At 70.5% G+C, this 17,417-nt stretch carries 15 protein-coding genes; 6 read left to right on the forward strand and 9 right to left on the reverse strand.

Annotated elements, in window-relative coordinates; all coding sequences use genetic code 11:
- Positions 1-13: 13 nt before the first annotated feature.
- Both ACOYR3_RS21940 and ACOYR3_RS21945 read right to left on the reverse strand, forming a co-directional pair.
- Positions 14-2,029, reverse strand: a complete 2,016-nt coding sequence (locus tag ACOYR3_RS21940; RefSeq protein WP_422844414.1) for a CHASE2 domain-containing protein — start codon at positions 2,027-2,029, stop codon at positions 14-16.
- A complete protein-coding gene (locus tag ACOYR3_RS21945; RefSeq protein WP_422844415.1) occupies positions 2,001-5,570 on the reverse strand; it encodes a TonB-dependent receptor domain-containing protein in 3,570 nt (1,189 codons plus the stop codon). The genes ACOYR3_RS21940 and ACOYR3_RS21945 overlap by 29 nt, the downstream gene beginning before the upstream one ends.
- A 293-nt stretch (positions 5,571-5,863) precedes the next feature.
- Between ACOYR3_RS21945 and ACOYR3_RS21950 the strand changes: the two genes are divergently transcribed.
- Complete coding sequence (locus tag ACOYR3_RS21950) at positions 5,864-6,751, forward strand: gamma-glutamyl-gamma-aminobutyrate hydrolase family protein (RefSeq protein ID WP_422844416.1); 888 nt, start codon at positions 5,864-5,866, stop codon at positions 6,749-6,751.
- A 53-nt stretch (positions 6,752-6,804) separates the two neighbouring features.
- Here ACOYR3_RS21950 and ACOYR3_RS21955 read toward each other — a convergent pair whose 3' ends face one another.
- The 3 genes from ACOYR3_RS21955 to ACOYR3_RS21965 form a co-directional block, all read right to left on the reverse strand.
- Positions 6,805-7,059, reverse strand: coding sequence for a hypothetical protein (locus ACOYR3_RS21955; RefSeq protein WP_422844417.1), 255 nt, complete (start codon positions 7,057-7,059; stop codon positions 6,805-6,807).
- A 135-nt stretch (positions 7,060-7,194) separates the two neighbouring features.
- Positions 7,195-7,413: a hypothetical protein gene (locus ACOYR3_RS21960; RefSeq protein ID WP_422844418.1), complete on the reverse strand. Its 219-nt coding sequence runs from the start codon at positions 7,411-7,413 to the stop codon at positions 7,195-7,197.
- Between the two features lie 120 nt (positions 7,414-7,533).
- Positions 7,534-8,478, reverse strand: a complete 945-nt coding sequence (locus tag ACOYR3_RS21965; protein ID WP_422844419.1) for a LysR family transcriptional regulator — start codon at positions 8,476-8,478, stop codon at positions 7,534-7,536.
- A gap of 58 nt (positions 8,479-8,536) precedes the next feature.
- Between ACOYR3_RS21965 and ACOYR3_RS21970 the strand changes: the two genes are divergently transcribed.
- The 3 genes from ACOYR3_RS21970 (at position 8,537) to ACOYR3_RS21980 (ending at position 10,238) form a co-directional block, all read left to right on the forward strand.
- Positions 8,537-8,884, forward strand: coding sequence for a protocatechuate 4,5-dioxygenase subunit alpha (locus tag ACOYR3_RS21970; RefSeq protein WP_422844420.1), 348 nt, complete (start codon positions 8,537-8,539; stop codon positions 8,882-8,884).
- Positions 8,885-8,895: 11 nt separating this feature from the next.
- Positions 8,896-9,753 (forward strand): class III extradiol dioxygenase family protein, encoded by an 858-nt coding sequence (locus tag ACOYR3_RS21975; protein ID WP_422844421.1) that lies wholly within the window; start codon positions 8,896-8,898, stop codon positions 9,751-9,753.
- Positions 9,754-9,941: 188 nt separating this feature from the next.
- Complete coding sequence (locus tag ACOYR3_RS21980; RefSeq protein WP_422844422.1) at positions 9,942-10,238, forward strand: hypothetical protein; 297 nt, start codon at positions 9,942-9,944, stop codon at positions 10,236-10,238.
- A 185-nt stretch (positions 10,239-10,423) separates the two neighbouring features.
- On the opposite strand, the gene ACOYR3_RS21985 is transcribed toward ACOYR3_RS21980, so the two are convergent.
- Positions 10,424-11,377 (reverse strand): LysR family transcriptional regulator, encoded by a 954-nt coding sequence (locus ACOYR3_RS21985; RefSeq protein WP_422844423.1) that lies wholly within the window; start codon positions 11,375-11,377, stop codon positions 10,424-10,426.
- Between the two features lie 107 nt (positions 11,378-11,484).
- On the opposite strand from ACOYR3_RS21985, the gene ACOYR3_RS21990 reads away from it, so the two are divergent.
- Positions 11,485-12,720: an MFS transporter gene (locus tag ACOYR3_RS21990; protein ID WP_422844424.1), complete on the forward strand. Its 1,236-nt coding sequence runs from the start codon at positions 11,485-11,487 to the stop codon at positions 12,718-12,720.
- Positions 12,721-12,751: 31 nt separating this feature from the next.
- On the opposite strand, the gene ACOYR3_RS21995 is transcribed toward ACOYR3_RS21990, so the two are convergent.
- From ACOYR3_RS21995 to ACOYR3_RS22005, 3 genes are all read right to left on the reverse strand, one after another.
- The gene (locus ACOYR3_RS21995) at positions 12,752-14,620 is read right to left on the reverse strand and encodes a B12-binding domain-containing radical SAM protein (RefSeq protein WP_422846639.1); all 1,869 of its coding nucleotides are present in this window, start codon (positions 14,618-14,620) and stop codon (positions 12,752-12,754) included.
- A gap of 131 nt (positions 14,621-14,751) precedes the next feature.
- Entirely contained in the window at positions 14,752-15,330 is a 579-nt protein-coding gene (locus ACOYR3_RS22000; RefSeq protein ID WP_422844425.1) for a gamma carbonic anhydrase family protein, read from the reverse strand.
- Between the two features lie 92 nt (positions 15,331-15,422).
- A complete protein-coding gene (locus ACOYR3_RS22005) occupies positions 15,423-16,148 on the reverse strand; it encodes a TetR/AcrR family transcriptional regulator (RefSeq protein ID WP_422844426.1) in 726 nt (241 codons plus the stop codon).
- Between the two features lie 152 nt (positions 16,149-16,300).
- Between ACOYR3_RS22005 and ACOYR3_RS22010 the strand changes: the two genes are divergently transcribed.
- The gene (locus tag ACOYR3_RS22010; RefSeq protein ID WP_422844427.1) at positions 16,301-17,407 is read left to right on the forward strand and encodes an MBL fold metallo-hydrolase; all 1,107 of its coding nucleotides are present in this window, start codon (positions 16,301-16,303) and stop codon (positions 17,405-17,407) included.
- Positions 17,408-17,417: the final 10 nt, after the last annotated feature.

A 17,417-nucleotide genomic window follows, 5' to 3' on the forward strand; every position in this document is an offset into this window, starting at 1 on the left:
AAAGGATGTTCACTCACAGCTTGTCGAGGGCGACGGCCGGGGTCCAGGGCGCATCCGCGGGCAGCGCGCGGGCGGCCAGCAGCCGCTCCCGCAGCCGCGCGGCCGCCGCATCGCCGGGCAGGCGCTCGAGCACACGGTCCAGCAGCGGCGCTGCCGCGTCCCAGTCGCGGGCGTGGAAGGCCGCCAGGGCCGCCAGGCTGGCCTCGCGCACTTCGGCGTCACCGCAAGGGGTGAACACCCGCACCGGCTCCGTCTTGCCCTTGACGATCACGTCGTCCAGCGCCCGCAGCCCGGCGGCCTGGTGCGGTGGCAGCAGCGCCGCCGTGGCGCCCGACAGCAGGATGCCCGTGCCAAAGGCCTTGTTGGCCCCCTCCAGCCGGGCAGCCAGGTTGACCGCGTCCCCGATGGCGGTGTACGAAAAGCGCTGCTCGGACCCGACGTTGCCCACCACCACCCGGCCGCTGTGCAGGCCGATGCGCATGTGGATGGGCGGCAGCCCGCGCGCGCGCAGGTCGGCCACCAGGGGCTGCATGGCCTGCTGCATGGCCAGCGCCGCCTCCAGCGCGTGGGCGGCGTGCTGCGGGTCGGACAGCGGCGCGCCCCAGAAGGCCATCACCGCGTCGCCGATGAACTTGTCCACGGTGCCGCCCGTGGCGTGCACGATGGGGGTCATCGCGTTGAAGTAACCGGTCAGCACCTCCACCGTCTGTTCGGCGGTAAGCTGCTCGGACAGGGTGGTGAAGTTGGCCAGGTCGGTGAACATCACGGTGACCTCGCGCGCCTCGCCGCCCAGGCGCATCAGCTCGGGCTGCGCAATCAGGCGCGAGACCACGGCGGGCGGCACGTACTGCGCAAACATGGCCCGCGTCTGGCGCGCGCGCTGGCGCATGGTGGCGTAGCCCACCAGCGCCGCCGCGCCGTAGATGGCCACCGCCGCCGCAGCCGGCAGCAGCGGCGGCCACCACAGGCGCAGCTGCGCCACCAGCAGCCACGACGCCGCCCCGATGGCCACGACCACCGCCGCCGCCAGCGCGGCCGCGCCCGCCGGGTGCAGCCGGCGGTTGCTCCACAGCAGCAGCGGCAGGAGCAGCGCGGTGAGCGCCAGCGTCCAGCCCTCGGACACGCTGCGCAGCCCGCCGCCGCGCAGGTAGTTGTCCACCAGCGTGGCCTGCAGCTCCACCCCCGGGAACAGGCGTTCGCCCCCCACGGTGCCGAACGGCGAATTGAACAGGTCGGCCTGCGAGCGCGACAGCTCGGCGGCCGTGCGCGCCGAGCGCCCCACCAGCACGATCTTGTTCTTGAAGAAACCGTCGGGCAGCAGGCCGGGCTCCAGCGCCTGGTAGTACGAGCGCGTGTCGAAGGTGCCGCGCGGGCCGCGGTAGCCGATCCAGTTGAAGTGCTTCAATACTGGACGCACGCCCCACGATTCGGCGGCCCGCTGCGCCAGGCGCAGGGCAAAGCCGTCGCGCGCCAGCGGGGCGCGGCGCACCACGAAGTCGTCGTCCGGCTCCACGCCCGCGTCGCCGGCGTCTGCGCCCGCGTCCAGGAAGCGCTGCAGCGGCGTGATGTTCATCCACATGGCGGCGTTGCCGCTGTCGATCTTCTCGCGGGTGGCGGCCAGCACCACAGGCGCGGCCTGCGCAATGGCCTGGGCCAGCGCGGCGTCCTCGGCCTCGGTGGAGGGGTCGGCAAACACGATGTCCATGCCCACGGCGGCGGCGCCTTCGTCGTGCAGGCGGCGCAGCAGCGCGGCGTGCAGGCTGCGCGGGAAGGGCCAGGCCTGCTGCAGCTCCTGGAACGTGGGCTCGTCGATCGCCAGCACCACCACCGGCAAGTCCGTGCGGCGCGGCGCGGTCAGGCCCGTCAGCACGTCAAACGTCTTGAACTCCAGCGCGTGCCAGGTGGGGCTGAACGTGGCCACGCCCACCAGCATCAGCGCCAGCGCACTGGCAGCCAGCGCCGCCAGCCGCGCCTGCCGGCGCGCCGTGGGCGAAGCGGGGTCAGAAGCGGTAGCGCGCGTCCAGAACATACCGGGTCTTTCGGCGGTCCGACTTGGGCGCCCACAGGTTCATGGCCGCCGCCCCCACCACCCAGTGCTTGTCCTGCGACTCCCAGAAGCCCATCAGGTCCACGCCCCAGCCCGGCGCGATGCGCGTGAGGTTCTGCTTGTCCTCGAACCGCTCGGACCGGTACACCGCCCGGCCGCTCACATAGAACCGCTGCGGGCTGACCCAGGTGACCCCCAGCACGGCCGTGTGGCGCGGGATGTAGGGGATGCGGCCCGCGGGCCCCTCCGTGTCGTAGATATGGCTTTCGCTGCCCTGGTAGAGGTACTTGGCATAGGCCGACCAGCGGCGGCTGAACATGTGGTTGACGCCCGCCCCCAGCGTCTTGAGCGTCCCGGTGTCAAAGCTGGGCGTGCTCTCCAGCAAGTCGGTGTTGGACAGGTTCACCAGCTGGGTGTTGCGCATCTCCTCCAGGAACGGCAGGCTGGGCGTGCGCAGGTCCACCCCGATGGTGCCCGGGTTGCGCACCCGCAGGTGGTCGGCCCGCAGGCTCAGGAAGGTGTTCGCGCCCAGCTCCATGCCCACCTGCGCCACGGTGCGCTTGTGGCGCCCGCCCGCTTCGACCAGGCGGTCTTCCACAGGGATGCCCGCCGTCTCCACGCTGGTGAGGGTGGAGACGCTCAGCGGCCGCAGCCAGTCCTGGTAGGCCATGCGCACGGTGGTGCCGGCGCGCGGCTGCCAGACCAGGCCGACGCGGGGGGTGACGGTCCGTTCGGTATCGGCCCGGCCGGCCTGCTCCTCGGACAGGCGGTCCAGGCCCACGAGGTAGCTTTGCGTCAGGCCGTCCACGCGGTGGCGGATCTGCTGCAGGCCCAGGGCCGCGTCCAGGCTCAGTGCCTTGTCCAGTTGCTGCGTGGTAGCCAGCGTGAGGCCGGTGTAGCGCCGGTCCACATGGTTGTACCCCCCCAAGATCAGCACATCGCGGTAGGACCCCACACCGGGAATGTCGGCGCCCACGAGCGCCTCACCACCGATCAGATTGTTCTGCCGCTCGCGCACGTGCTCCAGGGCAAGGCTCCAGCGGCTGCCCGGGGCCGTGTCCACGGTGTGGCGCAGTTGCAGGTCGTTGAACTGCTTCTTGGGCTCGCTGCCCACGCCCATCAGGCTCACGAACGGCGGGTCGATCTGCAGCGTGGGGTATCGCTGCAGCAGGATGTTCTCCACGCTGCGCCCCACCTTGATCCAGGTCTGCTCGGTGGGCCCCCACCGGTAGGCCATGCCCAGGGCGCCCTGGGTGCTCGTGTTGTCCATGGACGTCTCGAACAGGTTCTGGCTGCGCAGGCGCATGTCGAACTGGTTCACGTAGGCAAACAGGTTGATGCGTTCAGTCGGCTGCATGCCCGCCCCGACAGTGACGGCATGCGCCCGCACATCGCCCACGCCCCCGCGAAAGGCCGGGGCGTCATTGGCCTGGAGATCGAACGGGAACTCGCTGGCGTTGGCCGACTGCGCCTTGAAGAACCACGACACCGGCACGCGGCTGTTGTCCATGCCGTTGAGCGTGACGGCCGGAGCGCGCATGCGGTAGAGGTCTTTGTCTAGCGTGACACCCACCGCACCATGCGCCCCCGGCTGCTGCAGCAGCGACGAATACCGCTGGCTCGCACCAAAGGCCATGGGGTCGGTCAGAAAGCCCTGGAACAGCGCCGAGTTCTTGTTGAACTCGCCCTGGTAGCGGTCGGCCAGGAACAGGTGGCTGCCGCCCCAGTAGGGGTAGAAGCTCTGCTGGGCCAGCTCCAGCGCCCAGTCTTCCATGCCGAAGAAGGCCAGCGATGCGCCCAGGTTGGCACTGCCCTTCTGGTCGTTGGCCACCTGGTTGAGGGACTTCAGGTAGGGCATGCGCTCCACGGCAGCGCGGGCGGCGGCCACCGCCTCGCCAGACTCGAACAGATCGGTGTGGATCTGCGCCAGCAGCATGTAGGGCACGGGGTCCTTGTCGTCCAGGGCACTGGCCTGGCGCAGCGTGACGAGGGCATCCTGGTGGCGGCCGAGCTGGTAGTACGCCACGGCCGTCCAGGTCTTGGCGCGGGCATAGCGCGGCTCCATCACCCCCGCGCGCAGAAAGGCGTCCAGCGCCGCTTCAGGGTGGCCCTGCTTGAGGTGCAGCAGCCCCTGGCCGGTGAGCGCGATGTAGTCCGCCGGGTTGTCGCCCAACGCGGTGGCAAAGGCCTGGCCGGCCTCGGTGAACTGGTTGGCAAAGGTCTCCAGCGTGCCCAGTTCGCCCCAGGCGCCGGGGCTCTGCGGGTCCAGCGCCAGCGCCTGGTGCAGGTGGCTGCGGGCGGGCCGGGCGTCCTCGCGCTCGGTGTGGGCGCTGCCCAGGCCCTGCCAGCCGCGCGCGTCCGCCGGGGCCAGCTGCGTGGCCTCGGTGTACGCGGCCAGGGTGGCGGGCGCGTCCCCGCGGCGGCGCGCCAGCTCGGCCCGCACCAGGGCCAGCTCGGCGTGCGCGGTGCCCTGCGCGGGCGCCAGCGTGGCGGCGGCGGCGTCCACGCGGTCGCCCAGCAGCTGCACGCGCGCGCGCTGCGCCACCAGCGCGGGGTGTGCGGGCCAGCGTTGCGCGGCGCTGTCCAGCGTCTGCAGCGCGCCCGCGCCGTCGCCGTCCATGAGCTGCAGGTCCGAGCGCATGAGCCAGGCGGGCAACGGCGCGTCGCCCGCAGCCCCCTGGCGCTGCAGCAGTTCGCGCGCGGCCAGCAGGTCGCCGGCCTGCAGCGCCACGGCCGCCTCCAGGGCTGTCACCCAGCCGGCGGGCGCGCCAGCCGCGCGTGCCTGCGCCAGCGCGGCGCGTGCGGCGCCCAGGTCACGCGAGCGCAGGGCGGCCTGCACGGGCGCCAGGGTCTCTGGCACCGGCTCGGCGGCCAGCGCCGGCAGAGGGTCCGCACGCAGCGCGTTCACCCACTGGATGCGGTCGCGCGGCTGGCTCAGCACCAGCTTGACCGGGGCCTTGCCCACTTCAGCCACGGCCGCCTCGTTCGCGCTCACCGACACCTGCCCTTGCGCGTTGGAGAACTCCACCGTGCCCGACAGCACGGTGAGCACGGTGCGGCCATCGTCTTCCACGCTCAGGTCCCAGTCCGTGCCGCGGATGGCGGCGGTGGCGGCCGGGGTTTCCAGGTTGAGCCGGCTGCCGTCGGCACGGCGCGTCTGGGTCCAGGCGCGGCCCGCGTTCAGCAGCAGCGTGGTCACGGGCTGGGCGGGCGTGGCCACGCCCTTGACCTGCAGGACCGTGTTCTGGTGCAGGCGCAGTTGCGTGTCGTCGGCAAACAGCAGCGCCATCTTGGCGGCCTGGCGCGTGCGCACGAAGTCGCCGGTGGCCAGGGGCTGGGCGGGGCGGGCGGGTTGCCAGTCGGCCGCGGCGGCCGACCGCTGGTCACCCGTGCCTTGCAGGCTGATGATTTCCGCAGCAGCGCCAGGGGGCACGGCGGCCTGGACTGCCAGCGGCCAGGCCAGGGACGCCAGGGCGGCAGTCAGCACGGAGAGCGCCGGCAGGCGGTTCTTGGGATGGGACATGTTGGGCTTCCGGGGAGAAGGCGGGAACGGCACCCCCAGGCGCCGCCTTCATGGCGCCCGGGCAGCCGAAATTATTGCGAGCAACCCCCGTCCAGCCCCCTCCCCCGGGGCCACCATTGGTTGCATTTTCATGAAGAAAGCCACATTTTCCGGGCCCGCCGCCCCGTCGGCCGACCGCAGCGGCCGGGTACGGCCCCTTCCTACAGACGGCGCCGGTCCGCGGTGCTACAACGGAAAGCCGTCCACTGTTTCCCCGCCCACGCCCGCCGTGCGTGACCCCGGAGCCCCTGTTTATGCCCGACGCACCCCGCCTCAAGATCGGCCTGTCCACCTGCTTCCAGCATGCCGACCCCACCCGCCCGCTGTTCACCAACAAGACGCTGCAGTACGTGGAGCAGTCCATCGCCCACTGGATCATGTCCGCGGGGGCCATGGTGGTGATGGTGCCCTGCCCCACGGGCGAGACGGCCCGCGGCGATGTGACGCTGCAGCACTACGCGCAGTGGCTGGACGGCGTGGTGATGCACGGCGGCGCCGACGTGTGGCCCGGCAACTATGGCGAGGAGCCCCTGCGTGAAGAGTGGATTGGCGACCGGGTGCGCGACATCTACGATCTGGCCCTGGTGAAGGCCTTTGCCGAGGTGGGCAAACCCATCTTTGGCGTCTGCCGCGGCCTGCAGCTCATCAACGTGGCCTTTGGCGGCGCGCTGTACCAGGACATCGAAACCCAGCACCCCGGAGCGCTGCAGCACCGCAACGCGACGGCGTATGACCAGCACTTCCACGACATCCAGATCGTGCCCGACTCGCGGCTGGCGCAGCTCTATCCCGGCCTGCCCCGCGCCCGCGTGAACAGCATCCACCACCAGGGCATCAAGCGGGTTGCGCCCGACTTCGTGGTCGAAGCCCTGAGCGAGCCCGATGGTGTTCCGGAAGCCATCCGCGTCAAGCCGGGGCCGGGCCGCGGCTACATCGCCGCGACGCAGTGGCATCCCGAGTTCCACAAGCAGGGCGCCGACACGCTGGACGACACAGCCATCCTGCAGGATTTTCTGGCCGCCTGCGTCCAGGCCAAGGCGGAGCCGGTGCGGCGCGCCCCGCCCCAACCTGCCGGCCTGCGCGACCGCGCCACGCGCCTGCTGCGCCGCGCCCTGCAGCGCAACCGGGCCCTCGCACGGTAGAGCGCGCCCCGGCGTCGCGGGCGCGCGGGTGCCGGGCAACGGCGGGAAGCCCCTCAGCAGAGTGCGCCCATGACCGAGTCCGGGTCCCCCTTGAGCGCGTCCGCGACCAGCAGCCACAGCAGCCGCTCTCGCATCGCGTCGTCACCGTCGCTGACCTTGAGCGCCACCGCGGTCAGGTCGCCGCGCTGCACCTGCAGGTCCACCCCCTGGAAGTTCTCGTCCGACGCTTGAAGCTCCCGGGTCAGCGCCACGACGCGCGCATACGCGTCGTCTGGCACCCCCCGGGCGACAGTAATGGAAATTGCCATGAAAAAACGGCCCCCGATTGCGGAGTTGCTGCAACACAGCGAAGTGACCCAGCTCCCGCGGCCATCAACACCGACCCCAGCCTGCCCCGGATTGCGCGACAGGGGTGTAACCTGGTGTGAACAAGCGCACCGGCTTCAGAAGCCTCTGGACAGCACGCCTTCCACCAGCAATTGCAGCAGCGCGCCCCGCAGCTTGTCCTGCGTGTCCGTGATTGCCGTCGTGGGGCCCCGCTCCACCGTCACGGCCCGGCCGCGGAAGTTGCCGTCTTTCTCCCGCAGCACTTCTGCCAGCTGTTCGATGCGGGCATAGTCGGCTGCGGAGACCGAGGTGGCGATGGTGATGGTGATGCTCATGCGATGGGGCAGGCGCGGACGTCGCCCCCAGCGTGCCGCGTGGCAGGCGGGCCGGATGTAGGACTGCACCTGCTTTTTTGCACGTGGCCGCACGGCCTGCGGGCCTGCCCCGCGCCGGGATCAGCCCGGACCCGCCGCCCCCAGCGCGGGCCCGACCCCCGCCTCCAGAGCGCCCCGCAGCCAGCGGTGCGCCGCGTCCTGCTGGTAGCGCGCATGCCAGATCAGGTACATCGGAAGCGACGGGCACACCACTGGCACCGGGGCACTGGCCAGGCCGGCCAGCGCCGTGCGGGCCAGCAACGATGGCGCCGTGGTCAGCAGCGGCGTGCCCCGCACAAATGCAGGCAGCGCGGCAAAGCCCGGCACGCGCACGGCAAAGCGGCGCCGCACACCCCGCGCGAGCAGCTGCCGGTCCAGGTCGAGCCCCCGGTGGGCTTCATAAGCCACCGTGGCATGGTCGGCGGCCAGGTAATCGGCCTCGGTGGCCGGCGCATCACGCACGGCAGCGTCGTAGAACACGCGGTACTGGTCTTCAAACAAGCGCTTTTGCACGATGTCGGTGCCGTCCGGCGGCCGGGGGCTGATGGCGAGCTGGCAGGCGTCAGACCGCAGCAGCTCCGCACTGGGCGCGCCGCTGGGCACGATGCGCAGCGTGACGCCCGGCGCGGCGGCGCGCAGGCGCGCGGCCAGGGCCGGCAGCAGCAGGTCGCGCTGGAAGTCGTTGGCGGCAAGGGTCAGCTCGGCCTGCCAGGCGCGCGGATCAAACTCGGCCCCTTGGGCAAACAGCTGCATCTGCCGCAGCATGTCGCGGGCGGGCTGGGCCAGGGCCTCGGCCCGCGCCGTGGGCACGATGCCACGGCCGCGCTTCACGAAAAGCGGATCGCCGGTGATGGCACGCAGCTTGTCCAGCAGGTGGCTCACCGCCGACTGGGTCACGCCCAGGCGCTCGGCCGCCGCAGTGATGCTGCCCGTTTCCAGCACGGCCAGCAGCAGCTTCAGCAGGTGGCCGTCCAACGCCGATCCATCGAAATCGCTCATGTATTCGATGATGTTTTCGGGCTTCATCTTTGGCAATGGCACGCTGACACTGCGGACTGACTTACATCAAGACCCGGAGACTTCCATGCCTTCCAAGCTGCCCCCGATACCCGGCACCACGCCGTTCGATGGCGATCAGGCCCGCAAGGGCTATGCGCTGAACAAGATGTGCTTCTCGTTCAACCACGAGGCCAACCGCAAGGCCTTCCTGGCCGACGAAGAGGCGTACATGAAGCAATACGGCCTGAACGAGCAGCAGGCCGCCGCCATCCGCGCCAAGAACGTGCTGCAGCTGATCGCCGCGGGCGGCAATGCCTACTACCTGGCCAAGTTCGCGGGCATCTTTCATCTGGACATGCAGGACATCGGCGCGCAGCAGACCGGCATGACCAAGGACGAATTCAAGGCCAAGCTCGTGGCCGCAGGCAAGTAAGGAGACATCCCATGGCACAACTCATCGGCGGCCTCGGCACCTCGCACATTCCGGCCATTGGCAACGCCATCCACAAGGGCCTGCAGAACGATCCCTACTGGAAGCCCTTCTTCGACGGCTTCCCGCCCATCCGCCAGTGGCTGGGCGAGAAAAAGCCCGACGTGGTGGTGCTGTTCTACAACGACCACGGCCTGAACTTCTTCCTCGACAAGATGCCCACCTTTGCGGTGGGCGCCGCGGCCCAGTACCACAACGCCGACGAAGGCTGGGGCATCCCCACCCTGGCGCCGCTGCAGGGCGAGGTGGACCTGTCCTGGCACCTCATCAACACGCTGATCGGCCAGGAATTTGACGTGACGACCTGCCAGGAAATGCTGGTGGACCACGCCTGCACGCTGCCGCTCAAGCTCTTCTGGCCCGAGGGCGATTGCCCGGTGGCTGTGGTGCCGGTGTGCATCAACACCGTGCAGTTCCCGCTGCCCTCGGCCAAGCGCTGCTACGCGCTGGGCAAGGCCGTGGGCCAGGCGATCCAGAGCTGGGACAGCACCAAGAAGGTGGCGGTGCTTGCATCGGGCGGCCTCAGCCACCAGCTGGACGGCGAACGCGCGGGCTTCATCAACAAGGCATTTGACCTGCAGTTCATCGAGAGCCTGACCGCCAACCCCGAATGGGCCACGCAGTTCAGCGTGCACGAGCTGGTGGAAAAGACCGGCACCCAGGGCGTGGAGCTGCTGATGTGGCTGGCCATGCGCGGGGCCCTGTCCACCGCCAGCGCGGGCGTGCGGCGGGTGCACAGCAACTACCACATCCCGATCTCCAACACGGCCACGGCGGTGATGGCGCTGGAGGCTGTTTCGGGCCTGGGTTGAGTCCGCCAGCCCCGCTCCGCTTTCGCCGCAGTACAGCGGCGAAGGCGGCGGCCAGATTTTGCGAAGAGCGACTGGCTAGCGGCCTGGCCGCGTTCCCTCCCGCCCGCGCAGCAAGAAGACCTTGGCCTACAGGCGTGCGCCGCGCGGGTGCCTAGCATCGGGCCATCTGTCTCTCATCCGGAGGCCCCATGCCCCAGGTTCCTGCGCAAGAAAAAGATGTCACCCCTTCGGCCCCCGTGCCCGCCCGCACGGAGCGGCGCACCAACACCACCCAGCCTACGGAGCAGCCCGGCAGCGGGCCGGAGGACCTGGGCGGGCCGGAGGCACGCCTGCCGCATGAGCGCGACGAGGCGGTGGGGATGACCGATGGCGCGCGCCACCCGGAGGTGGAGCAGGCCTACGACGACCTGCAGCGCGGCCTGCAGGACACGGACCGCGGTGTGCCCGCGCACCAGGCGTACCAAAAGCAGAAGAAGCCCGGCTGAACAGGCGACGTAGCCGCTGGGCGCCAGCGTGGGCGAGCGAGCGCCAGCGGCCAACGTCGCATCCTCGCAGGTCGAATGCTATGCTTTTTATAGCTGCTTGCGTTTGTTGCTAAAGCGCTGGAGCCCGTTTCTCCTTAAATTCCTTGACCGCAGCAGGGCCGCCCGGCCGCGGGCGGCCCTGCGCGTCACTCCGCACCGCGGCGCAGCGGCTGCACGCCGCGCACTTGGGGAAAGCCGGCCCGCATGGCCTCGATGAAGGCCTTGAGGCGGGGCGAGCGCCAGCTGCTGCGCGGGTAGAGCAGGTAGATGGGCAAGGGCGGCGCCTCCCAGTCGGGGGCCAGGTGGACGAGCCGGCCGTGCGCAATGTCGTCGGCCACGGCCCAGGCCGAGGCCACCCCCGCGCCGACCCCGGCCAGCGCGGCATTGCGCAGGGCCTGCAGGTTGTCGGTGCCCAGGCGCGGGGTGATGGGAAACCGCGCGACCTCGCCGGTGTGGCGGTGGCGCAGCCTGACCTCGTCCGCGTAGAAGGTGCGCAGCGCCAGCCAGGGCAGCCCGGCCAGCTCCGCGGGGGTCTGCGGCGCGGGGGTGCCCGCGGGCCACAGGCCGGGCGCGCCGATGGCAATGCGGGGCACCTCGGCCAGGGCGATGGCCACGAGGTTGGGCTCCTCCACGCGGCCGACGCGGATGGCGCAGTCGATGCCTTCGGCAATGAAGTCGGGAAGGCGGTCGTTGAGCAGCCAGTCCACCGACACCTGCGGATGCGCCTGCAAAAAGCCCACCAGCGCCGGCACCAGTTGCTCCTGCCCAAAGATGGTGGGCGCCAGCACCCGCAGGTGGCCGCGCAGGGCGGCGGCCTCGCGGCCCCGCAGCTCGGCGTCCAGGCTGTGCCAGCGCTCCAGCAGCGCCTTGGCTTGCTGGTAGGCCTTGTCGCCATCTTCCGTGAGCTTCATGGCGTGGGTGGAGCGCTGCAGCAGCTGCACGCCCCAGAAGGCCTCCAGCTGGCGCAGGCGGCGGCTGACGGTGGGCTGGGTGGTGCCCAACTGCCGCGCAGCGGCCGAGAGGCTGCCGGCGTCCACGATGCGCACCAGCGTGTGCAGCAGTTCCAGACGGTCCAGGGTGGTTTCGGCGGGGTTGGTCATACGTATGGCGTATAGCAAATGTGCAATGAAGCCATCTACCCTGGATTGTTATACGTTTCGAGAATCACGCATCGTCCTTTCACCGCGAACCCGGTTCGCCTGCTGCCATGTCTGTTTCCGCCCCCTCTCCTTCCGTTTCTGTTGCGCCAGCGTCTTCGCCGCCGGCAGCCACCCCCACCGCTGCGGGGGCCCTGGCGCCCGCGCTGGTGTGGCTGCTGGCCACCGGCGCCGGCCTGGGCGCCGCCACGCTGTACTTCAGCCAGCCGCTGCTGGGCTTGATGGCCACCAGCCTCGGCAGCACCCCCACGGTGGTGGGAGCCGTGCCCACGCTCACGCAGCTGGGGTATGCGCTGGGCATCCTGCTGCTGGCGCCGCTGGGCGACCGGTGGGACCGCCGCCTGCTGATCGGCGCCAAGGCCGTGGGCCTGGCCCTGGCGCTGGCCTGGTGCGCGCTGGCGCCCGACGTGCATGCGCTGTGGGCTGCCGCCCTGGTGGCCGGCGTGCTGGCCACGCTGGCGCAGGACATCGTGCCCGCCGCCGCCACGCTGGCGCCCGATGCGCAGCGGGGCCGGGTGGTGGGCCAGGTGATGACCGGGCTGCTGCTGGGCATCTTGCTGTCGCGCGTGTTCAGCGGCCTGCTGGGCCAATGGGCCGGCTGGCGCGCGGTGTACGGCGTGGGTGCGGTGCTGGTGCTGGCCATCGGCGGGGTGTGCGCACGCGGCCTGCCGCGCATGGCGCCCGTCACGTCGCTGGGCTACGGGGCGCTGCTGGCGTCGCTGGGCTCGCTGTGGCGCACGCATGGCGAACTGCGCCGCGCGGTGTGGACGCAGGGCCTGCTGTCCATCGCGTTCAGCGCGTTCTGGTCCACGCTGGCTATCGTGCTGCAGCAGCGCTTCGGCCTGGGCAGCGCGGTGGCGGGCGCCTTTGGCCTGGCGGGCGTGGTGGGTGCGCTGGGCGCCCCGTGGGCGGGCCGCTGGTCCGACCGCTACGGCCCGCTGCGCGTGGTGCGCTGGGGTGCGGCGATTGTGGCGGCCTCGTTCGCCCTGCTGGCGGGCGGCGAGCTGCTGCCCGCGGCCTGGCAGCTGGCCCTGATGGTGGCGGTGACCGTGGCGTTCGACCTTGGCGTGCAGGTGGCGCTGGTGGGCCACCAGACGCTGGTCTACCGGCTGGAGCCCGCCGCCCGCAGCCGCCTGAATGCCCTGCTGCTGACGGGCATGTTCATCGGCATGGCGCTGGGATCTGCCCTGGGCAGCCAGGCACTGGCCCACGGCGGCTGGCTGGGCGTGGCCGGGCTGTGCGCGGTGGCGTCGGCCGGCGCGTGGGGGCTGCGCCGGCGCGGCTGAGGCACGGGCGCCAGCGGGGCGCGTGGGCCGCCTACCCGCGCTCCCGCAGCGCCCGCTCGATGCGGTCCCGCCGCACGGTGGTCTTGGGTACCTTGAAGGGGAACCACATGCGCACGTCTTCCTCCAGCCCGATGCCGTGCATGTAGTTGTAGATGGCCTTCTTCAGGCCCGCGCCCAGCGCGTCGTGGTCCACGCCCGTGGGGTCGATGAAGGCCACGTCGTTCTTGGCGAAGGCGCCGGGCGGCAGGGGCGCCAGGGTCACGCCGTATTCCTCGGGGTTCTTTCCGACCGGCGAATGCACGGTGCAGGCAAAGCGGTGGAAGAACCCGCTCTGGATGCAGCCGTTGGCAAACAGCTGGCGCACGTACTCCAGCGCGTCCACCGTGTCCTGCACCGTCTGCGTGGGAAAGCCGTACATCAGGTACGCATGCACCAGGATGCCCGCGTCCGCAAACGCCTTGGTCACGCGGGCCACCTGGTCCACCGAGACGCCTTTTTTCATGAGGTTCAGCAGCCGGTCCGATGCGACCTCCAGCCCGCCCGAGATGGCGATGCAGCCGCTGTCGGCCAGCAACTCGGCCAGGTCGGGGGTGAAGGTTTTTTCAAACCGCACGTTGCCCCACCAGCTGATGCCGGTGCCGCGCGCGATCAGCTCGGCGGCCAGCGCCTTGAGCGCCTTGGGCGGCGCGGCCTCGTCCACAAAGTGAAAGCCGGTCTGGCCCGTCTCGCGCACGATCGCTTCGATGCGGTCGGCCAGCACGCCAGCGCTCGCGCCCTCGTAGCGGCTGATGTAGTCCAGGCTCACGTCGCAGAAGCTGCACTTCTTCCAGTAGCAGCCGTGCGCCACCGTCAGCTTATTCCAGCGCCCGTCGCTCCACAGGCGGTGCATGGGGTTGAGCATGTCCAGCAGCGACAGGTAGCGGTCCAGCGGCAGTCCGTCCCAGGTGGGTGTGCCCACCTCGGCGAAGGCGATGTCGGCTTCCATCATGTTGAGGTACTGCACCGCACCATCGTCGCCGCGCACGAAGGTGCGCACCAGCCGCTGGCGGCCGCGCTCGCCGCGCAGGTGCTCCAGCAGCGCCAACAGCGGGCGCTCGCCGGCGTCCAGCGTCACGTAGTCAAAGTGGTCGAACACGCGCGGCTCGGCCAGCTCGCGCAGCTCGGTGTTCACAAACCCGCCGCCCAGCACGGTGGTGATGTGCGGGTGCCGCGCCTTGATGGCCTGCGCGATGCGAAAGGCCGCGTACACCGACCCGGGGAACGGTACCGAGAGCAGCACCACCGTGGGCTGGTGGCGCGCGATGGCTTCGTGCGTGAGCTGCTCCAGCAGTTCGTCCACCAGCGTCGGAGGGGCAGCGAGCGCCTGGGCCAGCGGGTCGAAGGTGGGCTGGCTGCCCGCCAGCGATTCGGCATAGCGCACGAACTCGAAGCGTTCGTCCACCGCGTCGCGCAGCACGTCGGCCAGGTCGTTCAGGTACAGCGTGGCCAGGTGCTTGGCCTTGTCCGTCAGGCCCAGGGCGCCAAACGCCCAGCCCAGCGGATCGCCGCCTTCGTCATCGACATACACGTCCAGCGAGGCAAAGCGCGGCCCCTCGGGCAGGTAGTGACGGCCCACGATGCGGTGCGCCAGCGTGCTGTCGCGCCCCTGCAGGAAGGCAATGGCCGGGCCGATGGTGGCGAGGTAGCGGTCCTGCTGGGCCACAAACGACTGCACGGCGGGGCTGCGCTGCTGGGGCGGCAACGCATCCACCCGCGCGGCCACGGCGCGCAGCCCCTCGGGCGACAGCAGCCGCAGCACCAGCGCCAGCGCCAGGTCCTCCTGCACCGCCTCCACCCCGCGAGAGCGCAGGAAGCCGGTGAGGTAGGCGGTGGAGGGGTACGGCGTGTTCAGCTGCGTCATCGGGGGGACGACGGAGAGCACGCGTTGCGAGGGAAGGTAGGAAGCGACGGCGGACATGTGAGGAAGGCAGGCAGTGGGCGATGCGGTGCCGCCGCAGGGATCGTGGGGCCCGCAATTATCCCGGCGCCGCCTTATCCCTTGCTGGCAAGTGGCGCAGGCGGCACGGCGGCGGCGTGCGGTGCGCCCGCCAGGTAGTTGTTCTTCACCCGCACATAGTGCTCAGCCGAGTACTTCAGGTACGCGATCTCCGCCTCAGTCAGCGCGCGCTGGCGCACGGCGGGGCGGCCGATGTAGAGATGGCCGCTTTCCAGCACCTTGCCCGGCGGCACCAGGCTGCCGGCGCCCAGCATCACGCGGTCTTCGATGACGGCGTCGTCCATCACGATGGAGCCCATGCCGATGAGGCATTCGTTGCCGATGCGGCAGCCGTGCAGGATGACCGAATGGCCCACCGTGACGTAGTCGCCGATGACGAGCGGCGAGCCCTCGGGCTTGGCCGCGTTGCGGTGCGAGACGTGGCCCATGGCCAGGTCCTGCACGTTGCTGCACACGCCCACGGTGATGCGGTTCACATCGCCGCGCAGCACGGCGTTGCACCACACCGAGCTGTCGCGGCCCAGGGTGACGTCGCCGATGACCTGGGCGGATTCGTGGAGGTAGACGCCGGTGTCCAGCGTGGGGTGGGTGTCCAGGTAGGGGGCGGTGGGCATGGTGATTCAGGAGAAAAAAATGAGAGGGAGGCAGCCGCCGCGCGCGGCGGGCGCGACTGGTGCGGAAGGAGGCGCACGCCGGGCGCTATCCGTCAGCGCTTCGCGGTGGGGCGCCGGGGCGGCGCGTGGCCCGTGCGCGGGGATGGGGCCGGTGTCCTGGAAGTGCCTGGCGCCTTCGCTTTCGCCTTGGCCGCGCGCACCGCATAAAACCCCAGGAACATGTCCACCGCGTCGCCCAGCACTTGCTGCTGCTGCGCTGCGCTCAAAGGTGGCTGGCCCATGGCCAGCTGGGGCCAGAACGCAAAGGCCTTGACCATGCCCTGCAGCTGCTGCGCGGCATAGGGCACGTCCATCGCGGCACGCAGGCGGCCGTCCTGCTGGGCGGCGCGCAGCCAGCGCGGCAGGCCTTCTTCCTTGGCAGAGAGCTTGGCCGTGATGCCGCGCGCACGCTCGGGCGTGTGCATCATGTCGGCCATGGCCACGCGGCTCAGGTCGATGAAGCTGGCGTCGTTGAGCAGGCGCATCTTTTGCGCCAGCAGCTCCAGCAGCTGGTCGCGCAGCGGGCGCGCGGGGGCGTAGGCCAGCTCGTCGGGCGACTGGCTGCGCTCCCACATCAGCAGCAGGATGGCCTCGAACAGCTCCTCCTTGCTGGGGAAGTGGTTGTACACCGTGCGCTTGGAGACGTCGGCCGCCGCGGCCACGCGGTCCATGCTGGTGCCGTTGAAGCCGTGCTCGCGGAACTCGCCGATGGCGGCCTGCACGATGGCGTCGCGCTTGCGGTCGGTCAGGCGGGGGGCTGCGGGCGGGGGGGCGGTCATGGGCAAATTTTACACCCAGCAGTTTACTTTTTTGAAAAGTGAACTACACTGTGCAGTGTAATTTTCAAATCGCAGATCCGGTGCCCCTTTTTGCCTCTGCACGCCACCGCCTGCTCCCGGCACTGGGTGCCGCCACTGTTCTACTGATCGCCATGGCCTACAGCTTTTTCTCCAGCGCCGCCCAGCCGGTGCCCGCCCATGAACAGTCGCCCCAGTTCGCGGGCGGCAAGTTCCGCAATGCGGCACCCCGCCACACGCTGGGCACCCTCAAGACGCTGCAGGTCATGTGGCGCTTTGCCACCGGCAAGCCCGACGATTCGGTGCCCCGCGAGCCCGTGCCGGTGTACCCCGTGATGCGTTCGGACCTGCTGGCCGCGCCCGACCTGAGCCTGTGGCGCCTGGGGCATTCCACGCTGCTGTTCAAGATCAACGGCGGGTTCTGGCTGACCGACCCGGTGTTTTCCGAGCGCGCCTCGCCCTTCCAGTTCCTGGGGCCCAAGCGCTTCCATGCGCCGCCCATCACCATCGACGAGCTACCGCCCATCACCGGCGTGATCCTGTCGCACGACCACTACGACCACCTGGACTACGCCGCCATCCAGAAGCTCGCGCCCAAGGTGGAGCACTTCATCACGCCGCTGGGCGTGGGCGACCGCCTCATCGGCTGGGGCGTGCCGGCGGCCAAGGTGCAGCAGTTCGACTGGTGGCAGGGCACCACCCTCGCCGGGCTGCAGCTGGTGGCTACGCCGGCGCAGCACTTCTCGGGGCGCAGCCTGCGCGACGGCAACAGCACGCTGTGGGCCTCCTGGGTGCTGATCGCAGGCCACGGCGCGGAGCAGACGCGCATCTTCTTCAGCGGCGACACGGGCTATTTCGACGGCTTCAAGGCCATTGGCGAGCGCTATGGCCCGTTCGACCTGACGCTGATCGAAACCGGCGCCTACAACGCCGACTGGCCGGACATCCACATGCACCCCGAAGAGAGCCTGCAGGCCCACCGGGACGTACAGGGCCGCCACCTCTTCCCGATCCACAACGGCACCTTCGACCTGTCGCTGCACCCCTGGACGGAGCCGTTCGAGCGCATCACCGCCCTGGCCGCCGCGGCCCAGGTGCCGCTGGTGGCGCCCGTCATGGGCGAGCGCATTGATGTGCGCGCGCCCGCGCTGTCGCGCCACTGGTGGCGCAGCGTGCCGGCGGCGGCCCCTGCCGATGCGGCGCTTGCCCCCGTGGCCACCGCGCAGGCGGCCGTCCGCTGAGCGAAGGCGG

Source organism: Acidovorax sp. M2(2025), assembly GCF_049330835.1.
In the GTDB taxonomy this organism is placed as follows: Bacteria; Pseudomonadota; Gammaproteobacteria; order Burkholderiales; family Burkholderiaceae_C; genus Acidovorax.

Coding starts and splice junctions, on each gene's coding strand:
- ACOYR3_RS21955 (WP_422844417.1), bottom strand. CDS start 7,059: ATGGCAATTTCCATTACTGTCGCCCGGGGGGTGCCAGACGACGCGTAT.
- ACOYR3_RS21975 (WP_422844421.1), top strand. CDS start 8,896: ATGGCACAACTCATCGGCGGCCTCGGCACCTCGCACATTCCGGCCATT.
- ACOYR3_RS21995 (WP_422846639.1), bottom strand. CDS start 14,620: ATGACGCAGCTGAACACGCCGTACCCCTCCACCGCCTACCTCACCGGC.
- ACOYR3_RS21980 (WP_422844422.1), top strand. CDS start 9,942: ATGCCCCAGGTTCCTGCGCAAGAAAAAGATGTCACCCCTTCGGCCCCC.
- ACOYR3_RS22000 (WP_422844425.1), bottom strand. CDS start 15,330: ATGCCCACCGCCCCCTACCTGGACACCCACCCCACGCTGGACACCGGC.
- ACOYR3_RS21945 (WP_422844415.1), bottom strand. CDS start 5,570: ATGTCCCATCCCAAGAACCGCCTGCCGGCGCTCTCCGTGCTGACTGCC.
- ACOYR3_RS21970 (WP_422844420.1), top strand. CDS start 8,537: ATGCCTTCCAAGCTGCCCCCGATACCCGGCACCACGCCGTTCGATGGC.
- ACOYR3_RS21960 (WP_422844418.1), bottom strand. CDS start 7,413: ATGAGCATCACCATCACCATCGCCACCTCGGTCTCCGCAGCCGACTAT.
- ACOYR3_RS21940 (WP_422844414.1), bottom strand. CDS start 2,029: ATGTTCTGGACGCGCGCTACCGCTTCTGACCCCGCTTCGCCCACGGCG.
- ACOYR3_RS22010 (WP_422844427.1), top strand. CDS start 16,301: ATGGCCTACAGCTTTTTCTCCAGCGCCGCCCAGCCGGTGCCCGCCCAT.
- ACOYR3_RS21950 (WP_422844416.1), top strand. CDS start 5,864: ATGCCCGACGCACCCCGCCTCAAGATCGGCCTGTCCACCTGCTTCCAG.
- ACOYR3_RS21985 (WP_422844423.1), bottom strand. CDS start 11,377: ATGACCAACCCCGCCGAAACCACCCTGGACCGTCTGGAACTGCTGCAC.
- ACOYR3_RS22005 (WP_422844426.1), bottom strand. CDS start 16,148: ATGACCGCCCCCCCGCCCGCAGCCCCCCGCCTGACCGACCGCAAGCGC.
- ACOYR3_RS21990 (WP_422844424.1), top strand. CDS start 11,485: ATGTCTGTTTCCGCCCCCTCTCCTTCCGTTTCTGTTGCGCCAGCGTCT.
- ACOYR3_RS21965 (WP_422844419.1), bottom strand. CDS start 8,478: ATGAAGCCCGAAAACATCATCGAATACATGAGCGATTTCGATGGATCG.